Here is a 22,859-nt window from a genome sequence, read left to right on the forward strand (position 1 = left end):
CCCCGGTCGGCGACGGCGGCCGGCTGTCCGTCGGCGACCACCTCGAACTGGCCGACACCGGCACGGGGCCGGTCAGGGGCGGACGGCCTTGGCGACGGCGTCGGCGATCGGGGTGTTGCCGGCGACCAGTTCCAGGACCGTGCCGGCGCTGCCCGGGTGGTACAGCAGGGCGACGAGGACCCGGGCGACGTCGGCGCGGGTGACCGCCCCGGGGCCGGCGTGCCGGGTCAGGGTGATCCGGCCGGTGGGCGGGTCGTCGGTGAGCCGGCCGGGGCGCAGGACCGTCCAGTCCAGGTCGCGGCCGGTGAGGTCGTCCTCGGCTGCCTTCTTGGCCCGCAGGTAGGCGGCGAACACGTCGTCGGTGCCGGCGGGTGGGTCGGTGTCGACGCCCATGGAGGAGACCAGCAGGTAGCGGCGTACCCCGCTCTGTTCGGCGGCGTCGGCGAGCAGACCGGCGGCGGCCCGGTCGACGGTGTCCTTGCGGGCGGCGCCGCTGCCGGGGCCGGCACCGGCGGCGAAGACCACCGCGTCGGCGCCGTCGAGGTGGGCGGCGACCTGCGCGGCGTCGGCGTGTTCCAGGTCACAGACAACGGGGTGGGCGCCCGTGGCGCGCAGCGCCGCGGCGTGGCCGGGGTCGCGGATCAGGCCGACGGCGGTGTCGCCGCGGCCGGCGAGTTCCCGGTGCAGCAGCTGGGCGATCTTGCCGTGCCCTCCGGCGATGACGACGCGCATACCTGCCACGGTAGCCGCCGGGGCGCGCGGGCACCGGCGCTGCGGCGAGGATGGTCACGGGGCCGGTGCTCGCCGGCGGGGCGTCGCTGAGGCAGCATGGACCCCGTGACCGAGACGTTCGACGCGCTGGCGGGGCTGCTCGCCGAGGGCGGTGTCGTGGTGTTGAGCGGGGCGGGCCTGTCCACCGAGTCGGGCATCCCCGACTACCGGGGGCCCAGCGGCGTGGCGCGTCGACACACTCCGATGACGTACCAGGCGTTCACCCGGGATCCGGTGGCGCGGCGGCGGTACTGGGCGCGCAGCCACCTGGGGTGGCGCACGATCGCCCGGGCCACCCCCAACGGCGGGCACCGGGCGGTGGCCCGCCTGCAGCGCGGCGGGCTGGTCGACGCGGTGATCACCCAGAACGTCGACGGTCTGCACACCGCGGCCGGGTCGGAGCCGGTGGTGCAGCTGCACGGCAGCCTCGACGAGGTGGTGTGCCTGGACTGCGGCAACCACACCTCCCGCGAGGAGCTGGACCGGCGGCTGCGGCAGGCCAACCCGGGGTTCGACGCGGTGGCCGCGGCGGTCAACCCCGACGGTGACGTGGATCTCGCCGACCACGAGGTGGCCGGATTCCGGACGGTCGACTGCGGCTTCTGCCGCACCGGGATGCTGAAACCGGACGTGGTGTTCTTCGGGGAGACGGTTCCCGCCGCCCGGGTGGCCCGCTGCTTCGACCTGGTCGAGGGGGCCCGGTCACTGCTGGTGCTCGGGTCGTCGTTGACGGTGATGTCGGGGCGCCGGTTCGTGATCCGGGCGGCGAAACGGGGCATTGCGGTGGCGATCGTCAACCAGGGGGCGACCCGGGGCGACGCCTACGCCGCCGTACGGGCCGACGCGCCGCTCGGCGTGCTGCTGCCGGCGCTGGCCGACCGCCTCGCCGGCGCGTCCCCGGCCCCGGAGGCGGCGGCCGGCGCGTCCGGCGGGTGGGCGGCGTCGGTCGCGGGCTGAGCCGCCGCCCGGGCCGGTGATCCACTGCTCGGGGGGACGACGTCCGCCGGCACCGGCCACGCTGGTAGCGTGGGTGTCGCCGGTACCCCACGTGGGAGAGACCGCTCGGTGATCATTGCCGGCGGCGCCGAAGGGGCAGCTTCCTCCCCGGAACCTCTCAGGCAAAAGGACCTCGTGGGCAGGCACTGTGGAGCGCCCTTCCCGGGGTGCGACTCAGGGGGAGGCCGACCTGTCGACCTCACCCCTTCCGGGAGCGCCGCCATGACCGTAGAGCAGTTCGCCGCCCGCCACATCGGCCCCGACCCGGCCGATGAGCGCCGCATGCTTCAGGCCGTCGGCTACGACTCGGTCGACGAGCTGATGGACGCCGCGATCCCCGAGGTGATCCGCTGGCACGGCACCCTGGACCTGCCGGAGCCGGCCAGCGAGCACGACGCCCTGGCCGAGCTGCGGGCCCTGGCCGCGCGCAACACCGTCGCCGTGTCGATGATCGGGTTGGGTTACCACGGCACGCACACCCCGGCGGTGATCCGCCGCAACGTGCTGGAGAGCCCGGCGTGGTACACGGCGTACACCCCGTACCAGCCGGAGATCAGCCAGGGCCGGTTGGAGGCACTGCTGAACTTCCAGACGATGGTCACCGACCTGACGGGGCTGGCCACCGCGAACGCCTCGATGCTCGACGAGGGCACCGCCGCGGCGGAGGCGATGACCCTGGCCCGCCGCGCGTCGAAGAGCCGCAGCAGCGTGTACGTCGTCGACGCCGACGCGTTGCCGCAGACCCTCGCGGTGATCACCAGCCGGGCGGAGCCGTTGGGCATCGAGGTGCGGGTGGTCGACGTCGATGCCGAGGAGCTGCCGGCGGAGTTCTTCGGCCTGCACCTGCAGTACCCGGGGGCGTCGGGGGCGGTACGGGACCACGCCGCGCTGGTTACGGCGGCGCACGAGGTGGGGGCGCTGGTGTGCGTGGCGGCGGATCTGCTGGCGTTGACGTTGCTGCGCCCGCCGGGGGAGATCGGCGTGGACGTGGCCGCCGGCACCACCCAGCGGTTCGGGGTGCCGATGGGCTTCGGTGGCCCGCACGCCGGGTACCTGGCGGTGCGCTCGGGGTTGGAGCGGATGCTGCCGGGCCGGCTGGTCGGGGTGTCCCGCGACGCCGACGGCAACCCGGCGTACCGGTTGGCGTTGCAGACCCGTGAGCAGCACATCCGGCGGGAGAAGGCGACCAGCAACATCTGCACCGCGCAGGTGCTGCTGGCGGTGATGGCCGGCATGTACGCCGTCTACCACGGCCCGGACGGGCTGCGGGGCATCGCGGAGCGTACCCACGGCATGGCGGCGCGGCTCGCGGCCGGGTTGCGCGCCGGCGGGGTGGCGGTGGCGGACGTCGCGTTCTTCGACACGGTCACCGCGCGCGTGCCGGGCCGGGCCGCGCAGGTGGTGGCCGCAGCGGCCGGGCGGGGGGTGAACCTGCGCCTGGTCGACGCCGACCGGGTGGGAATCTCCTGCGACGAGACGACCACGGCAGCGCACCTGTCGGCGGTGTGGGCGGCGTTCGGGGTGACCGGGGTCGACGGGGACGTGGACGCGGCCCTGCCGGCGGCGTTGGCGCGCACCTCGGACTTCCTCACCCATACGGTGTTCCGCAGCCACCACTCGGAGACGGCGATGCTGCGGTACCTGCGGCGGCTGGCGGACCTCGACTACGCCCTGGACCGGGGGATGATCCCGCTGGGGTCGTGCACGATGAAGCTGAACGCGACCACGGAGATGGAGCCGGTGAGCTGGGCGGAGTTCGCCCACGTGCACCCGTTCGCGCCCGCCGCGCAGACGGCCGGGTACCGGGAGATGATCGCCCAGCTTGAGGGGTGGCTGGCGGAGGTGACCGGCTACGACGCGGTCAGCGTGCAGCCCAACGCCGGGTCGCAGGGGGAGCTGGCGGGGTTGCTGGCGATCCGCGCGTACCACCGGGACCGGGGTGAGGGACACCGGGACGTGTGCCTGATCCCGTCGTCGGCGCACGGCACGAACGCGGCGTCCGCGGTGATGGCGGGGATGCGGGTCGTGGTGGTGGGATGCGACGGCGACGGCAACGTCGACCTGGCCGACCTCGACGCGAAGATCGACAAGCATCGGGACGCGCTCGCGGCGATCATGGTGACGTACCCGTCGACGCACGGGGTGTACGAGACCGGCATCGCGCAGTTGTGCGCGAGGGTCCACGACGCGGGCGGTCAGGTGTACGTCGACGGGGCGAACCTCAACGCCCTGGTCGGGTTCGCCAAGCCGGGCCGGTTCGGCGCGGACGTGTCACACCTGAACCTGCACAAGACGTTCTGCATCCCGCACGGCGGGGGCGGCCCGGGGGTGGGTCCGGTGGCGGTGCGGGCGCACCTGGCGGCGTTCCTGCCCGGCGACCCGGTGGGGGAGCCGGAGTCGGGCCGGCCGGCGATCTCGGCTGCCCGGTACGGGTCGGCGGGGATCCTGCCGATCCCGTGGGCGTACCTGCGGATGATGGGCGCGGCGGGCCTGACCCGGGCGACGGGGGTGGCGGTGCTGGCCGCGAACTACGTGGCGGTGCGGCTGCGGGAACACTTCCCGGTGCTGTACGCGGGCAACAAGGGCCTGGTGGCGCACGAGTGCATCCTGGACCTGCGGCCGGTGACGAAGGCCACCGGGGTCACGGTCGACGACGTGGCGAAGCGGCTGATCGACTACGGGTTCCACGCGCCGACGATGTCGTTCCCGGTGGCGGGGACGTTGATGGTGGAGCCGACGGAGAGCGAGGACCTCGCCGAGCTGGACCGGTTCTGCGCCGCGATGATCGCCATCCGGGCGGAAATCGACAAGGTGGGCTCGGGTGAGTGGCCGGCAGGCGACAATCCCCTGGCGAACGCCCCGCACACGGCGGCCATGGTGGCCGGCGACGAGTGGCCGCACCCGTACCCGCGGTCGGTGGGGGCGTACCCGGCGGGCGTGGACCGGGCCGGGAAGTACTGGCCGCCGGTGCGGCGGATCGACGGCGCGTACGGCGACCGGAACCTGATGTGCTCGTGTCCGCCGGCGGAGGCGTTCGAGCAGTGACGTCGGGGCTCGCCGGGGCGGTGGTTCGCGCCGCCCCGGCGGGTGCGTCGACCCGGGGCAGGCTGGTCGCGGGACCGGGGGAGGGCCTGTGGTCGACGGAGCGCGGCAGGTTGACGCTGGGTGAACGGTCAGGCGACGAGGGCGTGGCGGGCGGGACCGCGATGGGGGGCGATGGTGCTGCCGTCGGGGAGGAGCTCGCCGGTGTCCTCGAAAACGATGACACCGTTGCAGAGCAGGCTCCAGCCCTGCTCAGGGAAGCAGGCGAGGACCCGGGCCGCCTCCCTGTCGGTCGCTTCGGCGGAGGGGCAGGTGGGTTGGTGCTGGCACATCGGGTTCTCCGGACTGTGGGGGCACTGTGTCATGGTTCACATGACCAGTGACGCACAGTACCAAGCGAACGCGAGCCCCATCGAGCGGGTTCACACCATGTCGGGGGGAAATCCACTGAACGGACGAGGCAGATTGGGCCGGACGGCGTGGAAGCGTTTTCACTGACGCGGGTGGACGTGCCCGCCGCCCCCACCGCCTGCCGCGGCAACCTCACCGAACGTGACCGCCTGCACTGGCGCCTGCGCGACGGCGGCGACCCGGCCCGCCTCGTCGAGGAGTTCCTCACCGCCCACGGCCTCGACGTCGACGACCTGACCCGCCCCGCCACCCACAACCCGGGCGGGGTGTGCGGGGCCGCCGTGTACGTCTCGGCCGCCGCCGGGGCCGTGATGGCCGCCGCGACACCCGGCGCCCCCAGCCCCGCCCCCGCCCTGCCCGACCTGGCCGTGGTCGTCTACGCGCACACCCCCACCCCCACCGCCGCACCGGCCCCGAACGCCGGCCCCTGGCGGGTCGGCGACTGGACCCCGAGCTGGAGCACCCGCCAGCACGCCGACGCCGTGACCGCCGTACGAGCCGCGATCGGCCGCGGCGACGTCTACCAGGTCAACCTCGTCGGTCACGCCGCCGCCCCGTACACCGGCGACCCCCGCCCCGCCCTGGCCCGGCTGGCCCGGCTGCCCGGCGCCCGCTACGGCGGCACCCTGCACGGGCCCGGCTGGGCGATCGGCTGCGCCTCCCCGGAAACCCTGATCGCCGTCGAAGGCGGCCGGCTGGTCACCCGCCCGATCAAGGGCACCCGCCCGGCCACCGCCGCCGGCCGCGCCGAACTGCTCGCCTCGGCCAAGGAACGCGCCGAACACATCATGATCGTCGACCTGGAACGCAACGACCTGGCCCGCGTCGCGGCCACCGGCACCGTCACCGTCGACGAACTGTTCGCCGTACGCCGCTGGTGCGACCTGTGGCAGGCCGAATCGACGGTGTCGGCAACCCCCGCCGACGGCCTGGGCCTGGCCGACCTGCTGCGCGCGGTCTGCCCCGGCGGGTCGGTCACCGGCGCACCCAAACTGGCCGCCCTCGACGTCGTCGCCGCCCGCGAACCCGTGGGCCGGGGCGCGAGCATGGGCGCGCTGGGCTGGGTGGGCGCCGGACGGGTCGACCTGGGCCTGACCATCCGCACCGCCGCCGCCGACGGGCACCTGCTGCACGGCTGGGCCGGCGGCGGCATCACCTGGGACAGCGACCCCGACGCCGAGGTCGCCGAGGCCGCCGCCAAGGCCCGACCCGTCCGCGCCGCCCTGACCCCCGCACCCGGGTCACGGGCCGATAGCCTGCTGCCATGACGATGCGACCCATCCGGATCATCGGCGACCCGGTGCTGCGCACCGCCTGTGAGCCGGTGACCAGCTTCGACGCCGACCTGCGCGCCCTGGTCGGCGACCTGATGGACACCCTGCTCGGCGAACCCGGCCGCGCCGGCGTCGCCGCCCCGCAGATCGGCGTGTCCGCCCAGGTGTTCGTCTACGACGCCGCCGGCCACCGCGGCCACCTGATCAACCCGACGGTGGAGCTGTCCGACGAACTCCAGGACGACGACGAGGGCTGCCTGTCCATCCCCGGCCTGTACTTCCCGACCCCCCGCGCCCTGCACGCCACCGCCCACGGCTTCGACCAGCACGGCGAACCGCTGACCATCTCCGGCAGCGGATTCCTCGCCCGCGCCCTGCAACACGAGACCGACCACCTCGCCGGGCGTCTCTACGTCGACACCCTGCGCGGGGACACCCGCCGGCGGGCACTGCGGGAGATCCGCGCCGGCCGCTTCGACTCACCCACCCGGCACCGCTGACCCACCCTCTCCCGCCGTCCCCACCGGTCGGGCGGCGGGACGCGGCCCCACCCCACCCGGCCCTCGCCGACGCCGGCAGCACCGCCGTGGCCTGACCGCCCCGACGCTCAGACCCGGCTGGCGGCCCGCTCGCCGCGCAACGTCAGCCCGGCGACCCCGCCGACCGGGATGAGCAGCCAGCAGGACAACATCCGGTAGACCAATACCGCGGCGGCGGCACTGACCGCGGTCGCGCCCGAGGCGGTGAGCCCGGCGACCAGAGCGGTGTCGATGACACCCACCCCACCCGGGGTCAGCGGCACCTGCCGGACGATCTGCACACCGAGATAGATGCCCGCCAGGGCGGTCACTCCCACCGACAGGCGCAACGCCTGGGCGGCGGCGGCCAGGCACAACAGATCGGCCGCCCACTTCACCGCCGCGTAACCCACCGCCCCCACCCAGTCCCGCGCCCGCAGCGACGCCCCCGCCCGCCACGCCTGACGGGCCGAGAGCAACAACGCCCGCGCGCGCCGACGCACCACACCACCCGACACGTCGGGGCCCGGGACGGGCCCGGCCGGACGCCGACGCGGCTGCCGACGCCCGACCAGCACAGCCAGCGCGATCAGCCCACCGAGCACCGCCACGACGGCCAACGCACGCCAGTCCCACCCGCCCGGGGCGCGGGTGAGCACCACCGCACCCCCACCCACATAGAGCAGGGCCAGCCCGCCGATGGACGCCAACCCGGACACCACCGCCGAGGCCGCCGCGACCTCACGGGACGCCCCAGCGCGCTCGTACTCCCGGATGGCGTACCCGGTGGACACCGCCGCCCCCGCCGGCAGCGAGATCGACAACGCCGTGCCGGCCAGACTGATCGCCACCACCCGGCTCCGCCGCAGGCGCACCCCCAGGGCGTCGAGCAGCCTCCGCTGCTGCAACGCGAACGCCGCCAGCGAGACGACCTGCAGCAGCACCGCCAGCACCACCCACCCGTAGCCGGCACCGGTCAACGCGGTGAGGAACTCCCGCGGATCGGGCAGCCGCCCCCGCAGGCCCACCACGGCCGCGCCGACCACCCCCACGGCGACGACGAGCAGCCGCACCCACCGGCGCCGCCGCAGCCCCCCGGCGGGCCCCGCCGACGGCTCGACGCGCGGCGGGGCCGTCACCGCGGCCCCGCGCACGCGGTGAGGGTGTACTCGCCGTACCCGGCCACCAAGGTGAACCCGAGCCGGTCGTACAGCCGCAGCGCCGCCACGTTGTCGACCTTCACGTTCAACGTGACGTGGTCGACGTCGGCGGCCAGCCGCCGACACAGCGCGGACACCACCGCGGCGCCCAGACCCCGCCCCCGGTAACCGGGACAGGTGGTGACATTGCCCAGCGCCGCCACCCGCCACACCGGGGAGTACACGTGCACCCCGGCCACCGCCACCAGCCGCCCGTCGCGACGCACCCCCACATACCGGCCCGTGTCGAGCATCCTCGGATCGAACCAGTTACCCGGGTACGCCGCCGCGTACAGCCGCGTCAGCTCCGGCAGGTCGGCGGCACCCAGCGGCTCCCCCTCGCCGGGAACCGCGGCCAGTCGCGTCCGGTCGGTCAGCGCCATCTTGCGGTGCGCGCCACCGTCGGCGACGTGGAACCAGCCCGCCAGCACCGGCGCCAGGCCGGGGGACAGGTGCGCGTGCAGACGCGCCGGCAACACCGGCGCCAGGTCGGTCAGCAGCGCCGACAGTTCCTCCCGGCCGGCGGCGTCGGCGAACGCCAGCAACGTCGGCGGCGCCACCGCGTGATACAGCAACGCGACCTGCTCGCCGCGGCGGAACCACGACGTGTACGGCCAGAAGAAGTCGTCCAGGTCACCCAACTGGTACGCGTGCAGCGCCGGGTCCCGGCCCAGCAACCGCCCCAGCAGCACCCGGTCATGTTCGGCGCGCAACGGCATCCGACGATGATCACATGCCCCAGGCGCGACCACCGCCCCGACGCGACCACCCACTCACGCCCCGCCGCACTCCTCGGCGGGCAGATTCTCGTGCGCCCACCGGGCCAGGGCATCCAACGCCGGCAGCACCGCAGCGCCCCGCTCGGTCAGCTCGTAGCTCACCCCCAGCGGCGGACCCTGCCGCACCGTGCGGCACACCAGCCCCACCCGGGCCAGCTCGCCGAGCCGGTCGGACAGCACCGACTCGCTGATCCCCGGCAACGCGCGGGTCAGCTCGGCGAACCCCGCCGGCCCGTGCGCCAGGGTGCCCAGCAGCACCCCGTTCCACCGCTTGCCGAGGAACGCGAACGCCCGCGTCAACCCCCCGTCGCAGGACCGGGGCACCTCACCAATGGGGGAGCGGGGCGTCATGCCCCCACGATACGTGGCCTTACCCACGATGATGCAACTTCGAAAAAACTAGCTGCTAGCCTCTCAGCAGCTAGCGTCCCCGGCCCAAAGGAACCCCGACATGACCGACACCGTCACGCCAAACCTGATCACCCTCGACACCGCCGCCCAGGCACAACTGTTCACCGACGCCCGCACCGCCAACACCTTCACCGACGAACCCGTCACCGACGCCCAACTGCACGCCATCTTCGACCTCGCCAAGTACCCACCCACCGCCGCCAACACCCAGCCCCTGCGAGTGCTCTACACCCGCCCCGGCGAAACCCGCGACCGACTGCTCACCCACATGACCGAAGGCAACCGCGCCAAGACCGCCACCGCCCCCGTCGTGGCCGTCCTCGCCGCCGACACCGACTTCCACGAATTCATCCCCCGCACCTTCCCGATCCGCCCCGAGATGCGCGACGGACTCGCCGCCGACGCCGCCGCCCGCGAAGGCATGGCCCGCTTCAACGCCACGCTCCAGATCGGCTACTGGCTGCTGGCCGTCCGCGCCGCCGGACTCGCCGCAGGCCCCATGGCCGGCTTCGACGCCGCCGCCGTCGACCGCGACCTCTTCGCCGACAGCACCTGGCGCTCCCTGCTCGTGGTCAACCTCGGCAAGCCCGGCCCCGACGCCTGGTTCCCCCGCCTGCCCCGCCTCGACTACAACGACATCGTCCGCCACGCCTGACCGACCCCGCCGGCCGGCGCGGGCTGCGCGCCGGCCGGCACCCCACCCAACGCTCGCGACCGACCCAACACGTCACCGCCCACGCCGACGCCGCAACCACACCCCCACAAAACCCACCACCACGAACACCACCATCGAACACACCAACACCTTCAGCATCCGCCAACCCTCCCACCACCCACGTAGGGTGCAAAGGTGCGCCTGGCCACCTTCAACCTGCTCCACGGCCGATCCCTCACCGACGGACTCGTCGACCCCGACCGGCTCACCGCCGCCGTCACCGCACTCGACGCCGACGTCCTCGCCCTACAGGAAGTCGACCGCGACCAGACCCGCAGCGGCAACCTCGACCTCACCGCCATCGCCGCCCGCGCCCTCGGCGCCCCCGAACACCGCTTCGCCGCCGCCCTCGTCGGCACCCCCGGCGAACAGTTCCGCCCCCTCCGCCACGACGACGACGGACACGGCGAACCCTGCTACGGCATCGGCCTGGTCACCCGCCACCCCGTCCACACCTGGCAGGTCACCCGCCTCAAACCCGCCCCCGTCCGCTCACCCGTCTACGTACCCGGCCCCGGCGGCGGCCTCATCCTCCTCGAAGACGAACCCCGCGTCGTCCTCGCCGCCGTCCTCGACACCCCCCACGGCGACATCACCGTCGCCGCCACCCACCTGTCCTTCGTCCCCGGCTGGAACGCCCACCAACTCCGCCAGACCGTCCGCGCCCTACGCGCCCTACCCGCCCCCCGCATCCTCCTCGGCGACCTCAACCTTCCAGCCGGCCCCGCCCGACTCATCTCCGGCTGGACCCCCCTCGGCCGCCGCCCCACCTACCCCACCGCCCGACCCCGCGTCCAACTCGACCACATCCTCGCCGACCGCCACCACCGCCACCGCCTACCACCCGTCACCGCAGTCACCACCCCAGCCTCCACCATCTCCGACCACCGCCCCCTCGTCGTCGACCTCGGCTGACACCCCCGGACACACATGTCCGCGGCAAGCGCTCCCGCTTCCGGACCAGCGCCCCCGCCGACAGTGCTCCCCGCCCGGCCGGCCATCCGGCACACGCCAGCGACCTTCCGCCCCGCAAGCAACGGATGACGGTACGAGCGGACACAGACCACGAGGCGATCGTCCACAACACTGAAACCCCGCGGACAGGCCCTCCCGACACGCCACCGCGAATCCCGCCCCGCGAGAAATCACATCGCTACCCTCGCCGCGTGCGAAAGACCCTCACCGCCGCCGCTCTGGCCATCCTCGCCGGCACCAGCACCCTCACCGCCGCCCCGACGCCCGCCCAAGCCGACCCCCCACCCCCACGCAGCGGCCCGGCGTACCGCCCCACCCGCCCCACCGTGGCACCACCAGCCATGCCCGCCGCCATATCCGGCAGCACCTGGTCCTCCGGACACGTACAGGGCCTCGCCGTCGACTGGGTCGGCGGCCACGCCTACTGGTCCTTCACGAACCTACTGGTCAAAACCAACATCCAGACCGGACAGGTCATCGGCACCGTCACCGGCCTCACCGGCCACCTCGGCGACCTCGACATCAACCCCGACAACGGCCTGATCTACGGATCGCTGGAGTACAAGACCCGCCAAGCGTTCTACATCGCGGTGTTCGACGGCACCCGCATCACCCGCACCGGAATGAACGCGGAAGCCGACGGCGTGATGACCACCGTGTACCTGCCCGAAGTGGCCGCCGACTACACCACCGGCCGCTACGGCACCAGCGGCATCGACGGAATCAGCTTCGGCCCACGGCTCGGCACCACCGGCACCGCCCAACGCAACATGCTGGTCGTCGCGTACGGCATCACCCCGGACACCACCCGCACCGACAACGACCACCAAGTGCTGCTCACCTACGACGTACGCGGCTGGAACACGTACGCCCGCCCCCTCACCCAGACCGCCCCGCACCTCTCGGGCCCACCCCACCCCGCCGACAAGGTATTCATCCACACCGGCAACACCACGTGGGGCGTGCAGAGCCTCGAGTACGACCGGCACAACCGCCTGTGGCTGATGGCCGCCTACCAGGGCACCAAACCCCAGTTCCCGAACTGGACGCTGTTCGCGGTCTCCGCCGGCGTCGCACCGCAGACCCTCCCACTCGCCGGCCAACCGGCAGGCACAACCGGCCGGACCGTGCCGCTCGCCCCCGCCGGCACCACGGACCCGGCGACCGGCATCCGCGGCTGGACCGCCCCCGGCAGCGTCGGCCTCGAAACACTCGGCGACGGACGGATCTACGTCGTGTCGTCCGGCACCACCACCGTCAACGGGACCATCCAACAGACCGGGACCGCATCGCTGTACCAGTGGACCGGCGGCACTCCGGTCCCGTACACCACAGTCACCCCGCTGCGCGGGCAGCGCCGCTGACCGTAGGGCGTCGGGCCGGTCAGGTACCCCCCGACCGGCCCGACCAACCACCCCACAACACCCCTCACCCCAACCCGGCCGCCCGCCGCGCCGCCGCCACCGCGTTACGGAACAACATCGCCACCGTCGTCGGCCCCACCCCACCGACCCGCGGCGTGATCGCCCCCGCCACCTGCGCACACGACTCATCCACATCCGGCAACAACCGCCGACCCTCGTACCGCACCCCACCACCGACCACCACCGCACCCGCACGCACATGCTCCGGCCGCACGATCCCCGGCACCCCCACCGCCGCCACCAGGATCTCCGCCCGCCGCGTGTACCGCGGCCAGTCCGCCACTCCCGTGTGCACCACCGTCACCGCCGCATTCGCCGTCGGCCGCTTCTGCGCCAACAACATCGCCAACGGCCGCCCCAACGTCGCACCCCGGCCCAGGACCACCACCTCACGACCCGCCACCGGCACCCCATGGAACGCCAACAACGCCTCGATCCCCGCAGGAGTACACGGCAACGGACCCGGCAACCCCAACGCCAACCGGCCCATGTTCACCGGATGCATCCCGTCGACGTCCTTGTCGGGATCCAACACCTGCAACGCCCGGTCGTAGTCCAGGTGCCCCGGAATCGGATGCTGCACCAACACCCCGTGCACACCCGCATCGGAATTGAACCCCTCGATCACCCGGTGCAGATCCGCCTGCGACGCCGACGCCGCCAGATGCACATGCGGCGACGCGAACCCCAACTCCGCCGCCTGCCGCTGCTTGATCCGGATGTACCCGGCACTCGCGTCGTCGTCGCCCACCAGCACCGTCGCCAACGACGGCGTCACCCCCGCCGCCCGCAACGCCGCGACCTCCGCCGCCACCTCACCCAGCACCTGCTGCGCCACCGGCCCACCCGGCAACAACCGCGCCGTACCCGAGGAAACCACACCCGAGGAAACCGCAGAAGAAGACATGGCACCACCTCGCCCGCAGGAGCCCAGGCGGACGACCCCCACGGCGAGCTCCCCGATGGTCGATCCCATCCCCGATGCCGCCAGTCGCGTACCCCTCCACCCTGCCACACCCCACGCCCCGCCGGTCACCCCACCGCGCCCTCCTGCACCCGCACCAACCCCACCAACGCCCGGTTGGTGCGGTTGGACCGCACCGCCGCCCGCTGCTGACCCGCCGTCACCTCGATATACGTCTGCGACGACGCCAACGACGCGTGCCCCAGCAACCGCATGATCTCCGCCGCGCTCGCCCCGTCCTCCGCCAGCCGCGTCGCGAACGTGTGCCGCAGCGCGTGCAACTGCGCCCCACGCGGCACCCGGTCGACCACCCCGGCCCGCCGGTAACAGGACTCCACCAGATACTGCAGGCCGCCCCGGCGCAGCGGCTCACCCCGCCGGTCCAGCAGCAACGGCGAATCCGGCCGCACCGACCGCGACCCGAACCGCCGAGCCCGACTGTCCAGGTACGCCACCACCACCCGGTCCAGCTCCGGCTCGATCGGCACCACCCTCGGACGGCCGCCCTTGCCGACCACGTCGACCCGCCGCTCACCGGGCCGCCCCGCCAGCGACGCGACCCGCAGCGCCAGCAACTCCGACAGACGCAGCCCCGCGCACAGCGCCAACGCCAACACCGCCACGTCCCGCTCCGGCCACGGGTCGCGCTGCCGGCCGTCCTCCCGGGACACTGCGGCGAGCAACTGCTCCGGAGTGTCCTCACCGCGCAGCGGCTTGGGCTGGGGGAGCGGGGCACGGGGGCGGTCGACCGCCGGCATCGGGTTGCCCGCCACCACCCCCTCGGCGACCAGGAACGAGAAGAAGCTGTTCCACGTCGACCAGGCGCGGTGCACCGAGGCGACGGCGCGGGGGGCGGCGAACCGGGCGAACGCCGCCCGCATGACCCTGGGGGAGAGGACGGTGACCGGCAGCGCGTCCGACAGCAGGGGAGGGTTGAGGGTCTCGCCGGCCAGGGCCGCCACCGCGCACAGATCCCGCCGGTACGCCTCCAGAGTGTGGGGGGAGGGCTTGCGCGTGGCCCGAGCGGTCAGGAACTCCTCGATCAACGACCGTACCGATTCGTCCTGTTTGTCATGCATAAGGGATATTATGCATGATTCTCGGGTTGGGGGCGACCCACGACAGGGGAGTGGAAAACCTAACGCCCAGACTCCCACCCGACTCCAGCCCAACTCCGGTCCCGACTCTGGCGGGTGATCAAGAGGTTTGCGTCGGGGGCAGGTCCGAACCGGACGCAAACCTCTTGATCACCCGCCGAAAGGGTGGGGTGGTGGGCGCGCGGTCGAGCGGGGCGGCGTTCGGTGGTTGGAGGTGCAGTGCTTGGCGGGTGGGTTTCGTCGGGGTGAGGCGCTGGGGTCCGCCGGCGCAGGGATGGCCGGCCGTGCGGAGGGTCCGGAGGGTCGTTGCCCCCGCAGAGGAGAGGAGGGGTCAGAAGTGGTTACTTGACATAATGTACATTATCGAATCGTCGGCCGGGAGGGCCGCGAGCTGCCAAGACTCCCGGTCGACTCGCGCGGCTGCACCGCGTACCCCCCCCCGGCCGGCGAAACCGAGTTGGTCCAGGCAGCCCGTCAGGCGGAAGGTGGGCCATATGCCCACTGACTGGGCCCCACCCCGGTGAGGCGGAGCGGGCGCCCGGCGCGTGGAGCAAGCCTCAGGCGGAGAGTTTCTCGTCAACTTTCGGGAAGAAGGCAGCATGCTTTCCGCACTCGACCGTCGGCACACCGTCGCGCCGCCCGGGTACAGCCGTTGGCTGATTCCGCCGGCCGCGTTGGCGATCCATCTGTGCATCGGGCAGGTCTACGCAACCAGCGTGTACAAGAACTCGCTGATCGCCCACTTCGACGCGAGTCAGACGGCGATCGGGGTGATCTTCAGCATCGCGATCGTGATGCTGGGGTTGTCGGCGGCGGCGGCCGGTACATGGGTGGAGCGCAACGGTCCGCGTAAGGCGATGTTCGTCTCGGCGTGCTTCTGGGCGGCGGGGTTCCTGGTCGGTGCGGTGGGGATCGCGACGGGTCAGTTGTGGCTGCTGTACGTGGGGTACGGGCTGCTGGGCGGGATCGGGTTGGGGATCGGCTACATCTCCCCCGTGTCGACGTTGATCAAGTGGTTTCCGGACCGGCCGGGCCTGGCTACCGGGTTGGCGATCATGGGGTTCGGGGGTGGCGCGATGGTGGCCTCTCCCCTGTCCCGGCAGCTGTTGTCGCTCTACGACTCGGGCTACGACCCGGGTGCCACCGCGGGCGCGACGGCGTCGGGGACGGCGCTGGTGTGGCTGTTCGTGACGCTGGGCGTCGGCTACTTCGTGATCATGATGTTCGGGGTGGCGAACGTGCGGGTGCCGGCGGCGGACTGGCGGCCGGCGGGGTTCGACCCGGAGCGGGCGAAGGTGAAGCTGATGGTGACCACGGCGAGCGTGTCGGCGGCGAACGCGGTTCGGACGCGGCAGTTCTGGTTGCTGTGGGTGGTGTTGTTCTGCAATGTGACGGCCGGGATCGGGATCCTGGAGCAGGCGAGTCCGATGATCCAGGACTTCTTCCGTGAGGAGGGCGCGTCGGCGGTGTCGGTGGCGGCGGCGGGCGGTTTTGTGGGGCTGCTGTCGCTGTTCAACATGGGTGGCCGGTTCGTGTGGTCGTCGACGTCGGACATGATCGGCCGTAAGCCGGTGTACGTGCTGTACCTGGGTGTGGGGATGGTGTTGTACCTGCTGCTGGCGTTGTTCGGGCAGGTGGCGCCGGCGCTGTTCGTGTTGTTGGCGTGCGTGATCGTGTCGTTCTACGGGGGTGGTTTCGCCACGATGCCGGCGTACCTGCGGGACCTGTTCGGCACGTACCAGGTGGGGGCGATCCACGGCCGGGTGTTGACGGCGTGGTCGGCGGCGGGGGTAGCCGGTCCGCTGATCGTCAACGGGTTCCTCGACGCGAAGGGTGCGCCGGGGACGCTGACGGCGGCGGGGTACCGGCCGGCACTGTTGACGATGTTGGGGGTCCTGGCGGTGGGGTTCGTGGCGAACCTGCTGGTGCGGCCGGTGCCGGAGCGGTTCCACGAGCCGGCGGCCGTCGGTTCGGGCGGGGTGCAGGGAGGGATTGCGCGATGAGCAACGGTTCGTTCGGGCAGACCGGCCGGTTGTGGATCTCCTGGTTGCTGGTGGGTGCGCTGCTGGGGTACGGGGTGGTGCAGACGGCGCTGACGGCGGCGAAATTGTTCACGGGCTGAGGGGGAACCGACATGGGTACGTACGTGGTGACCGGGGCTGCCTCGGGCATGGGCAGGGCCGCTGCGTGGTGACGGGCACACCGTCATCGGGGTGGATCTGCGGGGCGTGGAGGTCGTCGCCGACCTGTCCACGCAGGCGGGGCGCGGCGGCGGCCGAGGTGTTGGAGCGCGCGGGTGGCCGACTCGACTCGCGGTGTCCGTGCGGGCCTCATCAGGTGCTGACGTAGGTCGCGAGGTGCTCGCCGGTGAGGGTGGAGCGGGCGGCGACAAGGTCGGCGGGTGTGCCCTCGAAGACGATCCGGCCGCCGTCGTGGCCGGCCCCGGGCCCGAGGTCGATGATCCAGTCGGCGTGCGCCATGACCGCCTGGTGGTGCTCGACGACGATGACCGACTTGCCGGAGTCGACGAGCCGGTCGAGCAGGCCGAGCAGCTGCTCGACGTCGGCGAGGTGCAGGCCGGTGGTCGGCTCGTCGAGGACGTAGACGCCGCCCTTCTCGGCCATGTGGGTGGCCAGCTTGAGCCGCTGCCGCTCGCCGCCGGACAGCGTGGTGAGCGGCTGGCCGAGGCTGAGGTAGCCGAGCCCGACGTCGGCGAGCCGGTCGAGGATGGCGTGCGCGGCGGGTGTGCGCGCCTCGCCGGCGCTGAAGAACTCCTCGGCCTCGGTCACCGACATCGCGAGCACCTCGCTGATGTCGCGGCCGCCGAGGTGGTGGTCCAGCACCGATGCCTGGTACCGCTTCCCCTCGCACTCCTCGCAGGTGGTGGCCACGCCGGCCATCATCGCCAGGTCGGTGTAGATGACGCCGGCGCCGTTGCAGTTGGGGCAGGCGCCCTCGGAGTTGGCGCTGAACAGTGCCGGCTTCACGCCGTTGGCCTTCGCGAACGCCTTGCGGATCGGGTCGAGCATTCCGGTGTACGTCGCCGGGTTGCTCCGTCGCGAGCCGCGGATCGCGCCCTGGTCGATCGACACCACTCCCTCGCCGGCGGGGATGGATCCGTGTACGAGCGAGGTCTTGCCGGAGCCGGCGACGCCGGTGACGACGACGAGCACCCCGAGCGGGATGTCGACGTCGACGTCGCGCAGGTTGTGCGCCGTCGCGTTGCGGATGGCCAGCGTGCCGGTGGGCGTCCGTACCGTCTTCTTGAGGGCGGCCCGGTCGTCGAGGTGGCGGCCGGTGAGGGTGTCGCTGGCACGTAGCCCTTCCAGGGTGCCTTCGAAGCAGACGGTGCCGCCCGCCGTACCTGCGCCGGGGCCGAGGTCGACGACGTGGTCGGCGATCGCGATGGTCTCCGGCTTGTGTTCGACGACGAGCACGGTGTTGCCCTTGTCGCGTAGCCGCAGCAGCAGGTTGTTCATTCGCTGGATGTCATGGGGGTGCAGGCCGATGGTGGGTTCGTCGAAGACGTAGGTGACGTCGGTGAGCGAGGAGCCGAGGTGGCGGATCATCTTGGTGCGCTGCGCTTCGCCGCCCGACAGTGTGCCCGACGGTCGGTCGAGCGTGAGGTAGCCCAGCCCGATCTCCACGAACGAGTCGAGGGTCCGTCGCAGTGTGGCGAGCAGCGGCGCCACCGACGGCTCGTCGAGGCCGTGGATCCATTCGGCCAGGTCGTTGATCTGCATCGCGGAGGCGTCGGCGATGTTGATTCCGCCGATGCGTGCGGACCGGGCCGCCTCGCTGAGTCGGGTGCCGTCGCACTCGGGGCAGGTGGTGAAGGTGACCGCTCGGTCGACGAACGCTCGGATGTGTGGCTGCAGCGCCTCCCGGTCCTTGGAGAGGAACGACTTCTGAATCTTGGGGATCAGCCCTTCGTAGGTGAGGTTGATTCCCTCGACCTTCACCTTGGTCGGCTCGTGGTGGAGGAAGTCGTGCAGCTCTTTCTTGGTGTACTTGCGGATCGGCTTGTTCGGGTCGAGGAAGCCTGACTCGGCGTAGATCCGGACTGTCCACCAGCTGTCCGTCTTCCAGCCGGGGATGGTGATCGCGCCTTCGGCGATGGACTTGGAGTCGTCGAAGAGTTGGGTGAGGTCGATATCGGAGACTGTGCCCCGGCCTTCGCAGCGTGGGCACATGCCGCCGGTGCGGGTGAAGGTCTGCTTCACGGTTTTGCCGGCACCGCGTTCGATCGTGATCGCGCCGCTCGCCCGGACCGAGGGGACGTTGAAGGAGAACGCGTTGGGCGAGCCGATGTGTGGCTGTCCGAGTCGGCTGAAGACGATACGCAGCATCGCGTTGGCGTCGGTGGCGGTGCCGACCGTGGAGCGGGCGTCGGCACCCATCCGCTGCTGGTCGACGATGATCGCGGTTGTCAGGCCGTCGAGTACGTCGACCTCGGGCCGTGTCAGCGTCGGCATGAAGCCTTGTACGAAGGCGCTGTAGGTTTCGTTGATCATCCGCTGTGACTCCGCGGCGATCGTGCCGAACACCAGCGAGCTCTTGCCGGAGCCGGAGACGCCGGTGAACACCGTCAGTCGGCGTTTCGGGATCTCGATGCTGATGTCTTTGAGGTTGTTCACGCGTGCGCCCTGTACGCGGATCAGGTCGTGGCTGTCGGCAGCGTGCGGCGCGGGCGACTGGGTGTCGGTCCTCGTGGCCATGCTCATCGTGTCTCCAGCTGTTGGGCAGGGCCGCTTTCGGCGTTCATGGCGGTCACTCTAGGTGACCTAGGTGACCGGTGCTTCTCGATTCCTGATCGGTCTGGTCACCTGTTTCGTGACGCACGACGGGAGTTCCGCCGCGCGTACTCCCGGTTGGTCCGGTCGTGTGGGGCGTTGTGGTCAGAGGCCGCCGGAGACGCGTAGGACGGTGCCGGTGGTGTAGCTGGCGTCGGGGCTGAGGAGCCAGGCGATGGCGGCGGCGATTTCGTCGGGTTCGCCGGCGCGGCCGAGTGGGATGCGGTCGGCGGCGGTGTCGGCGCGGTCGGGTGCGCCGGAGAGGGCGTGCAGGTCGGTGCGGACGATGCCGGGGGCGACGCCGTTGACGCGGATGCCGTGGGGGGCGAGTTCCTTGGCCAGGCCGATGGTGAGGGTGTCGGTGGCGGCTTTGACGGCGGCGTAGTGGATGTACTCCCCCGGGCTGCCGAGGGTGGCGGCGGCGGAGGAGACGTTGACGATGGCGCCGCCGTGGGTGAGGCGGCGGGCGGCTTGTTGGGCGCAGAGGACGTACCCGATGAGGTTGACGTCGACGACGTGGCGTAGGTCGTCGGCGCGTAGTTGGGTGAAGGGGCCGATGGGGCTGGTGACGCCGGCGTTGTTGACGAGGCCGGTGAGGGGGCCGAGGTCGGTGGCGGCGTCGAAGAGGCGGGTGATGGCGTCGGGGTCGGTGGTGTCGGCGGGGACGGCGATGGCGTGGCGGCCGGTGGCTCGGATGTCGTTGACGACGGTGTCGGCGGCGTGGTGGTCGCGGCGGTAGCCGATGGCGATGTGGTGGCCGTGGGTGGCGAGGCGGCGGGCGGTGGCGGCGCCGATGCCGCGGCTGCCGCCGGTGATGATGGTGACGGGATTCAGTGGGTGCTCCTCCCCCGGGTGCTGGTGGTGACGGTACCGGTGGGGGGTGGTTTCGGTGGCGAGCACGGGTTACGTCGGTGATCGCTTACGCTGCCGGCGTCGACTAGTGGAGGTGCGCGGGTGTCGGGTGTGCGGGTTGGTGACCTGGTCGAGGATTTCGAGTTGCCGGACGAGACGGGCACGCTGCGGCGGTTGTCGGAGTTCCTGGCGGTGGGGCCGGTGGTGTTGTTCTTCTATCCGGCGGCGATGACGCGGGGGTGCACGGCGGAGAGCTGTCATTTCCGGGATCTGGCGGCGGAGTTCGCGGCGGTGGGCGCGCAGCGGGTGGGGATCAGTCGGGACGCGGTGGAGAAGCAGGCGGAGTTCTCCCGGTTGCACGGGTTCGACTATCCGTTGTTGTCGGATGTGGACGGTGTGGTGGCGCGGCGGTTGGGGGTGTTGCGGCGGGTGCCGTTGGGGCCGTTGGGTATGCGGCGGATGACGTTTGTGATCGGGTCGGACCGGCGGGTGGTGGAGGTGGTGCACAGCGAGTTGGGGATGAACGAGCATGCGGATCGGGCGTTGCGGGCGTTGGGGGGCTGATCTTCGGGGTGTCGCAGCGGGCTGGTATCAAGGCAGGAATCAAACAGGTGTACGGAAGAGGGTTGTGATGGTTGCCGCGGGCCAGGGTTTGTCTACTGACGAGGTGCAGAGCATCCGGGAGGCGTTGGCGGCCGGACGGAAGCCGAAGGTGGTGTTCACGTCGTCGGCGGGTCAGATCGCCGGTCAGGTGGGCCAGGTGGTGGAGTTGACCGATCCGTCGGTGTCCGACGAGTTCGTGGTGGTGCGGTTCGGTCGGGACGAGTTGCCGTTCTCCCCTGCCGATGTGGCGGTGGCGCCGCGGGGTGCGGGGCGTCGGGTGGTGGAGGTGAAGGCGGAGCCGGAGCCTGAGCCGGAGCCGCCTGCGGCGGAGCCGGAGTTCGTGCTGGACACGCCGCGGGTGCCGGTGGCGCGGCGGGAGGAGCCGAAGGTGGAGCAGCAGCAGGTGGAGGCGAAGCCGGCGCGGCGGGCGGTGAAGGCGGTGAAGGCGAAGGGTCCGGCGGGGTTGACGGTGACGTTGGCGTACGCGGACGGTGAGTGGACGGTGGCGGCGCAGCAGGGTGCGAAGTCGTTGGCGAAGCCGTATGTGGTGAAGCCGGCGGAGGCGTTGCGGATGGTGGCGTTGGTGGATGTTCCGGGGGTGCAGGAGGCGGTGGAGCAGATTATGGGCGCGGAGCGGGCGGAGGCGGAGCAGCAGGCGGGGAGGCTGCGGGCGGAGTTGGCGGAGATCGAGGCGCGGTTGGCGGAGTTGCGCGAGGCGGGTTGATCGCGTCCGGTGTGCCTGTCCCCCGCCCCCCGTCGCCGTGTGCGGCGGGGGGCGGGGGCGTGTTGGGGTTCAGAAGTAGTCGTGCAGGTGGGCGGGGCCGGCGGCGGCGAGCAGGTCGAGGGGGCGGGGGTCGGTTTGGGCGGGGGTGTGCAGTTGGCCGGTGTGTCGGAGGGTTTCGGCGTCGGTGGTGCCGGTGTAGAGCTGGGCGAAGCCTCGGACGGTCAGGTGCAGTGGGGTGTCGGTGGTGGTGCGGTGCAGTTCGGCGGTGCCGTCGGCGACGTCGAGGCGCCAGGTGCCGGTGTTCCAGTCGGCGAGGTGGTCGTGGAGGGTGAAGGTGACAGTGCCGTGGGCGTGGGTGGGCCAGCCGCGTTGGGTGACGGCGCGGGTGATGTCGACGGGTCGGTGCATCCAGGTGTCGCGGTGGTGTTCGCGGGTGGCTTCGACGGGTAGGTGGGCGGTGATGGCGTCGCCGTCGAGGAGGTTGAGTCGCAGGGTGGGGGTGACGCTGGCCCAGGTGGCGAGGGTGCGGATGAGTTCGCGGGCGGCGTCGGCGGTGGTGGCGAGGGCGTTGTCGACGGTGAGGACGGCGTCGGGGCCGTAGCCTCGGCCGCGGTCCCAGGTGGCGTAGCCGACGAGGTGGCCGTCGTGTTCGACGAGGGTGAGGCCGTCGGTGGGCAGGGTGTCGGTGGGGTGGTCGTACAGGGGGCCGCGGCGGGTGAGCAGGCCGCGGCGATGGCGGGTGACGGTTTCGTACAGGTCGGTGACGGCGGGCAGGTCGGCGGGGCCGCCGTCGCGGACGGTGAGGTGGGGTGCGGGCAGGTGTCGGGGCAGTGCGGCGGTGGGCAGGTCGATGGTGCGTAGGGCGCCGGCGACTTCCCAGCCGCAGGCGCGGTAGGGGGCGGTGGTGGTGGGGAACAGGGCGCTGACGGCGGCGCCGCGGTCGTGGGCGCCGCGGAGGAGGCCGGTGAGTAGGGCGCGGGCGACGCCTCGGCCGCGGGCCGCGGGGGCTACGGCGACGCCGGCTACGTCGGCGGCGGTGACGGGGCGGTCGTTCCACCACTGGTCGTGGTGCAGGTCGACGGCTTTGCCGAGGAGTTGGCCGGTGGGGTCGAAGGCGCCGTAGCGGGTCAGGCCGGATGTGGTGGTGGGTGGTGGTGGTTGGGTGGGGTCGGATCCGAAGGCGTGGCGGCCGAGGGTCCAGGCGGCGGGGAGGTCGTCGGGGGTGAGTTCCCGGACGTCGATGGTGGGCATCGGGTGACGGTAGCGGCGGGTGTGGTGTGTCTGCCTGGGTTTTCGGGTGGGTCGGGGTGT

Annotated in this window: 21 protein-coding genes and 1 riboswitch; of the genes, 11 read left to right on the top strand and 10 right to left on the bottom strand. The window is 72.2% G+C overall.

What is annotated here, in order from left to right:
- Positions 1–72: 72 nt before the first annotated feature.
- Entirely contained in the window at positions 73–732 is a 660-nt protein-coding gene (locus OG617_RS30915) for an NAD(P)H-binding protein (protein ID WP_405096423.1), read from the bottom strand.
- A 96-nt stretch (positions 733–828) separates the two neighbouring features.
- Here OG617_RS30915 and OG617_RS30920 point away from each other — a divergent pair, with 96 nt between their 5' ends.
- Positions 829–1,728, top strand: coding sequence for an NAD-dependent protein deacetylase (locus OG617_RS30920; protein ID WP_405096424.1), 900 nt, complete (start codon positions 829–831; stop codon positions 1,726–1,728).
- A gap of 82 nt (positions 1,729–1,810) precedes the next feature.
- Positions 1,811–1,911: riboswitch (glycine riboswitch) on the top strand.
- A gap of 78 nt (positions 1,912–1,989) precedes the next feature.
- Positions 1,990–4,812, top strand: a complete 2,823-nt coding sequence (gene gcvP / locus OG617_RS30925) for an aminomethyl-transferring glycine dehydrogenase (RefSeq protein ID WP_405096425.1) — start codon at positions 1,990–1,992, stop codon at positions 4,810–4,812.
- A gap of 128 nt (positions 4,813–4,940) precedes the next feature.
- Here the strand turns inward: gcvP and OG617_RS30930 are convergent, their stop codons facing one another.
- Positions 4,941–5,141, bottom strand: coding sequence for a DUF5999 family protein (locus OG617_RS30930; protein ID WP_036371784.1), 201 nt, complete (start codon positions 5,139–5,141; stop codon positions 4,941–4,943).
- 147 nt (positions 5,142–5,288) lie between these two features.
- On the opposite strand from OG617_RS30930, the gene OG617_RS30935 reads away from it, so the two are divergent.
- Both OG617_RS30935 and def read left to right on the top strand, forming a co-directional pair.
- Entirely contained in the window at positions 5,289–6,488 is a 1,200-nt protein-coding gene (locus tag OG617_RS30935) for a chorismate-binding protein (RefSeq protein ID WP_405096426.1), read from the top strand.
- Positions 6,485–6,994: a peptide deformylase gene (gene def, locus OG617_RS30940; protein ID WP_405096427.1), complete on the top strand. Its 510-nt coding sequence runs from the start codon at positions 6,485–6,487 to the stop codon at positions 6,992–6,994. The genes OG617_RS30935 and def overlap by 4 nt, the downstream gene beginning before the upstream one ends.
- Before the next feature lie 107 nt (positions 6,995–7,101).
- Here def and OG617_RS30945 read toward each other — a convergent pair whose 3' ends face one another.
- From OG617_RS30945 to OG617_RS30955, 3 genes are read right to left on the bottom strand one after another with little or no spacing between them, the layout of a single operon-like run.
- Entirely contained in the window at positions 7,102–8,166 is a 1,065-nt protein-coding gene (locus tag OG617_RS30945) for a YbhN family protein (RefSeq protein ID WP_405096428.1), read from the bottom strand.
- Entirely contained in the window at positions 8,148–8,930 is a 783-nt protein-coding gene (locus OG617_RS30950; RefSeq protein ID WP_405096429.1) for a GNAT family N-acetyltransferase, read from the bottom strand. Before OG617_RS30950 ends, OG617_RS30945 begins: the two co-directional genes overlap by 19 nt.
- A gap of 54 nt (positions 8,931–8,984) precedes the next feature.
- Entirely contained in the window at positions 8,985–9,341 is a 357-nt protein-coding gene (locus OG617_RS30955; protein WP_405096430.1) for a winged helix-turn-helix transcriptional regulator, read from the bottom strand.
- A gap of 100 nt (positions 9,342–9,441) precedes the next feature.
- Between OG617_RS30955 and OG617_RS30960 the strand changes: the two genes are divergently transcribed.
- The 3 genes from OG617_RS30960 to OG617_RS30970 all read left to right on the top strand — a co-directional run bounded on the left by OG617_RS30960 (position 9,442) and on the right by OG617_RS30970 (position 12,455).
- Positions 9,442–10,056 carry a malonic semialdehyde reductase gene (locus OG617_RS30960; RefSeq protein WP_405096431.1) on the top strand — a complete coding sequence of 205 codons (615 nt, stop codon included), beginning with the start codon at positions 9,442–9,444 and terminating at the stop codon, positions 10,054–10,056.
- Between the two features lie 195 nt (positions 10,057–10,251).
- Entirely contained in the window at positions 10,252–11,031 is a 780-nt protein-coding gene (locus tag OG617_RS30965) for an endonuclease/exonuclease/phosphatase family protein (protein ID WP_405096432.1), read from the top strand.
- A 251-nt stretch (positions 11,032–11,282) separates the two neighbouring features.
- Positions 11,283–12,455 carry a hypothetical protein gene (locus tag OG617_RS30970; protein ID WP_405096433.1) on the top strand — a complete coding sequence of 391 codons (1,173 nt, stop codon included), beginning with the start codon at positions 11,283–11,285 and terminating at the stop codon, positions 12,453–12,455.
- A gap of 64 nt (positions 12,456–12,519) precedes the next feature.
- On the opposite strand, the gene OG617_RS30975 is transcribed toward OG617_RS30970, so the two are convergent.
- Both OG617_RS30975 and OG617_RS30980 read right to left on the bottom strand, forming a co-directional pair.
- Positions 12,520–13,422, bottom strand: coding sequence for a bifunctional 5,10-methylenetetrahydrofolate dehydrogenase/5,10-methenyltetrahydrofolate cyclohydrolase (locus OG617_RS30975; protein WP_405096434.1), 903 nt, complete (start codon positions 13,420–13,422; stop codon positions 12,520–12,522).
- Positions 13,423–13,547: 125 nt separating this feature from the next.
- Positions 13,548–14,558, bottom strand: a complete 1,011-nt coding sequence (locus OG617_RS30980) for a tyrosine-type recombinase/integrase (RefSeq protein WP_405096435.1) — start codon at positions 14,556–14,558, stop codon at positions 13,548–13,550.
- A 617-nt stretch (positions 14,559–15,175) separates the two neighbouring features.
- Between OG617_RS30980 and OG617_RS30985 the strand changes: the two genes are divergently transcribed.
- The gene (locus tag OG617_RS30985; protein WP_405096436.1) at positions 15,176–16,579 is read left to right on the top strand and encodes an OFA family MFS transporter; all 1,404 of its coding nucleotides are present in this window, start codon (positions 15,176–15,178) and stop codon (positions 16,577–16,579) included.
- Complete coding sequence (locus tag OG617_RS30990) at positions 16,576–16,698, top strand: hypothetical protein (RefSeq protein ID WP_405096437.1); 123 nt, start codon at positions 16,576–16,578, stop codon at positions 16,696–16,698. Before OG617_RS30985 ends, OG617_RS30990 begins: the two co-directional genes overlap by 4 nt.
- Before the next feature lie 211 nt (positions 16,699–16,909).
- On the opposite strand, the gene OG617_RS30995 is transcribed toward OG617_RS30990, so the two are convergent.
- Positions 16,910–19,300 carry an ATP-binding cassette domain-containing protein gene (locus OG617_RS30995; protein ID WP_405096438.1) on the bottom strand — a complete coding sequence of 797 codons (2,391 nt, stop codon included), beginning with the start codon at positions 19,298–19,300 and terminating at the stop codon, positions 16,910–16,912.
- Positions 19,301–19,474: 174 nt separating this feature from the next.
- On the bottom strand, positions 19,475–20,203 hold the full coding sequence (locus tag OG617_RS31000) for an SDR family NAD(P)-dependent oxidoreductase (RefSeq protein ID WP_405104018.1): 729 nt from the start codon (positions 20,201–20,203) through the stop codon (positions 19,475–19,477).
- A 120-nt stretch (positions 20,204–20,323) separates the two neighbouring features.
- Between OG617_RS31000 and OG617_RS31005 the strand changes: the two genes are divergently transcribed.
- Together OG617_RS31005 and OG617_RS31010 are read left to right on the top strand one after the other, a co-directional pair.
- A complete protein-coding gene (locus OG617_RS31005) occupies positions 20,324–20,785 on the top strand; it encodes a peroxiredoxin (RefSeq protein WP_405096439.1) in 462 nt (153 codons plus the stop codon).
- A 67-nt stretch (positions 20,786–20,852) separates the two neighbouring features.
- On the top strand, positions 20,853–21,548 hold the full coding sequence (locus OG617_RS31010) for a hypothetical protein (RefSeq protein ID WP_405096440.1): 696 nt from the start codon (positions 20,853–20,855) through the stop codon (positions 21,546–21,548).
- A gap of 69 nt (positions 21,549–21,617) precedes the next feature.
- On the opposite strand, the gene OG617_RS31015 is transcribed toward OG617_RS31010, so the two are convergent.
- Entirely contained in the window at positions 21,618–22,790 is a 1,173-nt protein-coding gene (locus OG617_RS31015; protein WP_405104019.1) for an enhanced intracellular survival protein Eis, read from the bottom strand.
- Positions 22,791–22,859: the final 69 nt, after the last annotated feature.

The sequence above is a fragment of the Micromonospora sp. NBC_01412 genome (assembly GCF_045040215.1).
GTDB classification, from domain to species: Bacteria; Actinomycetota; Actinomycetes; order Mycobacteriales; family Micromonosporaceae; genus Micromonospora; species Micromonospora rubida.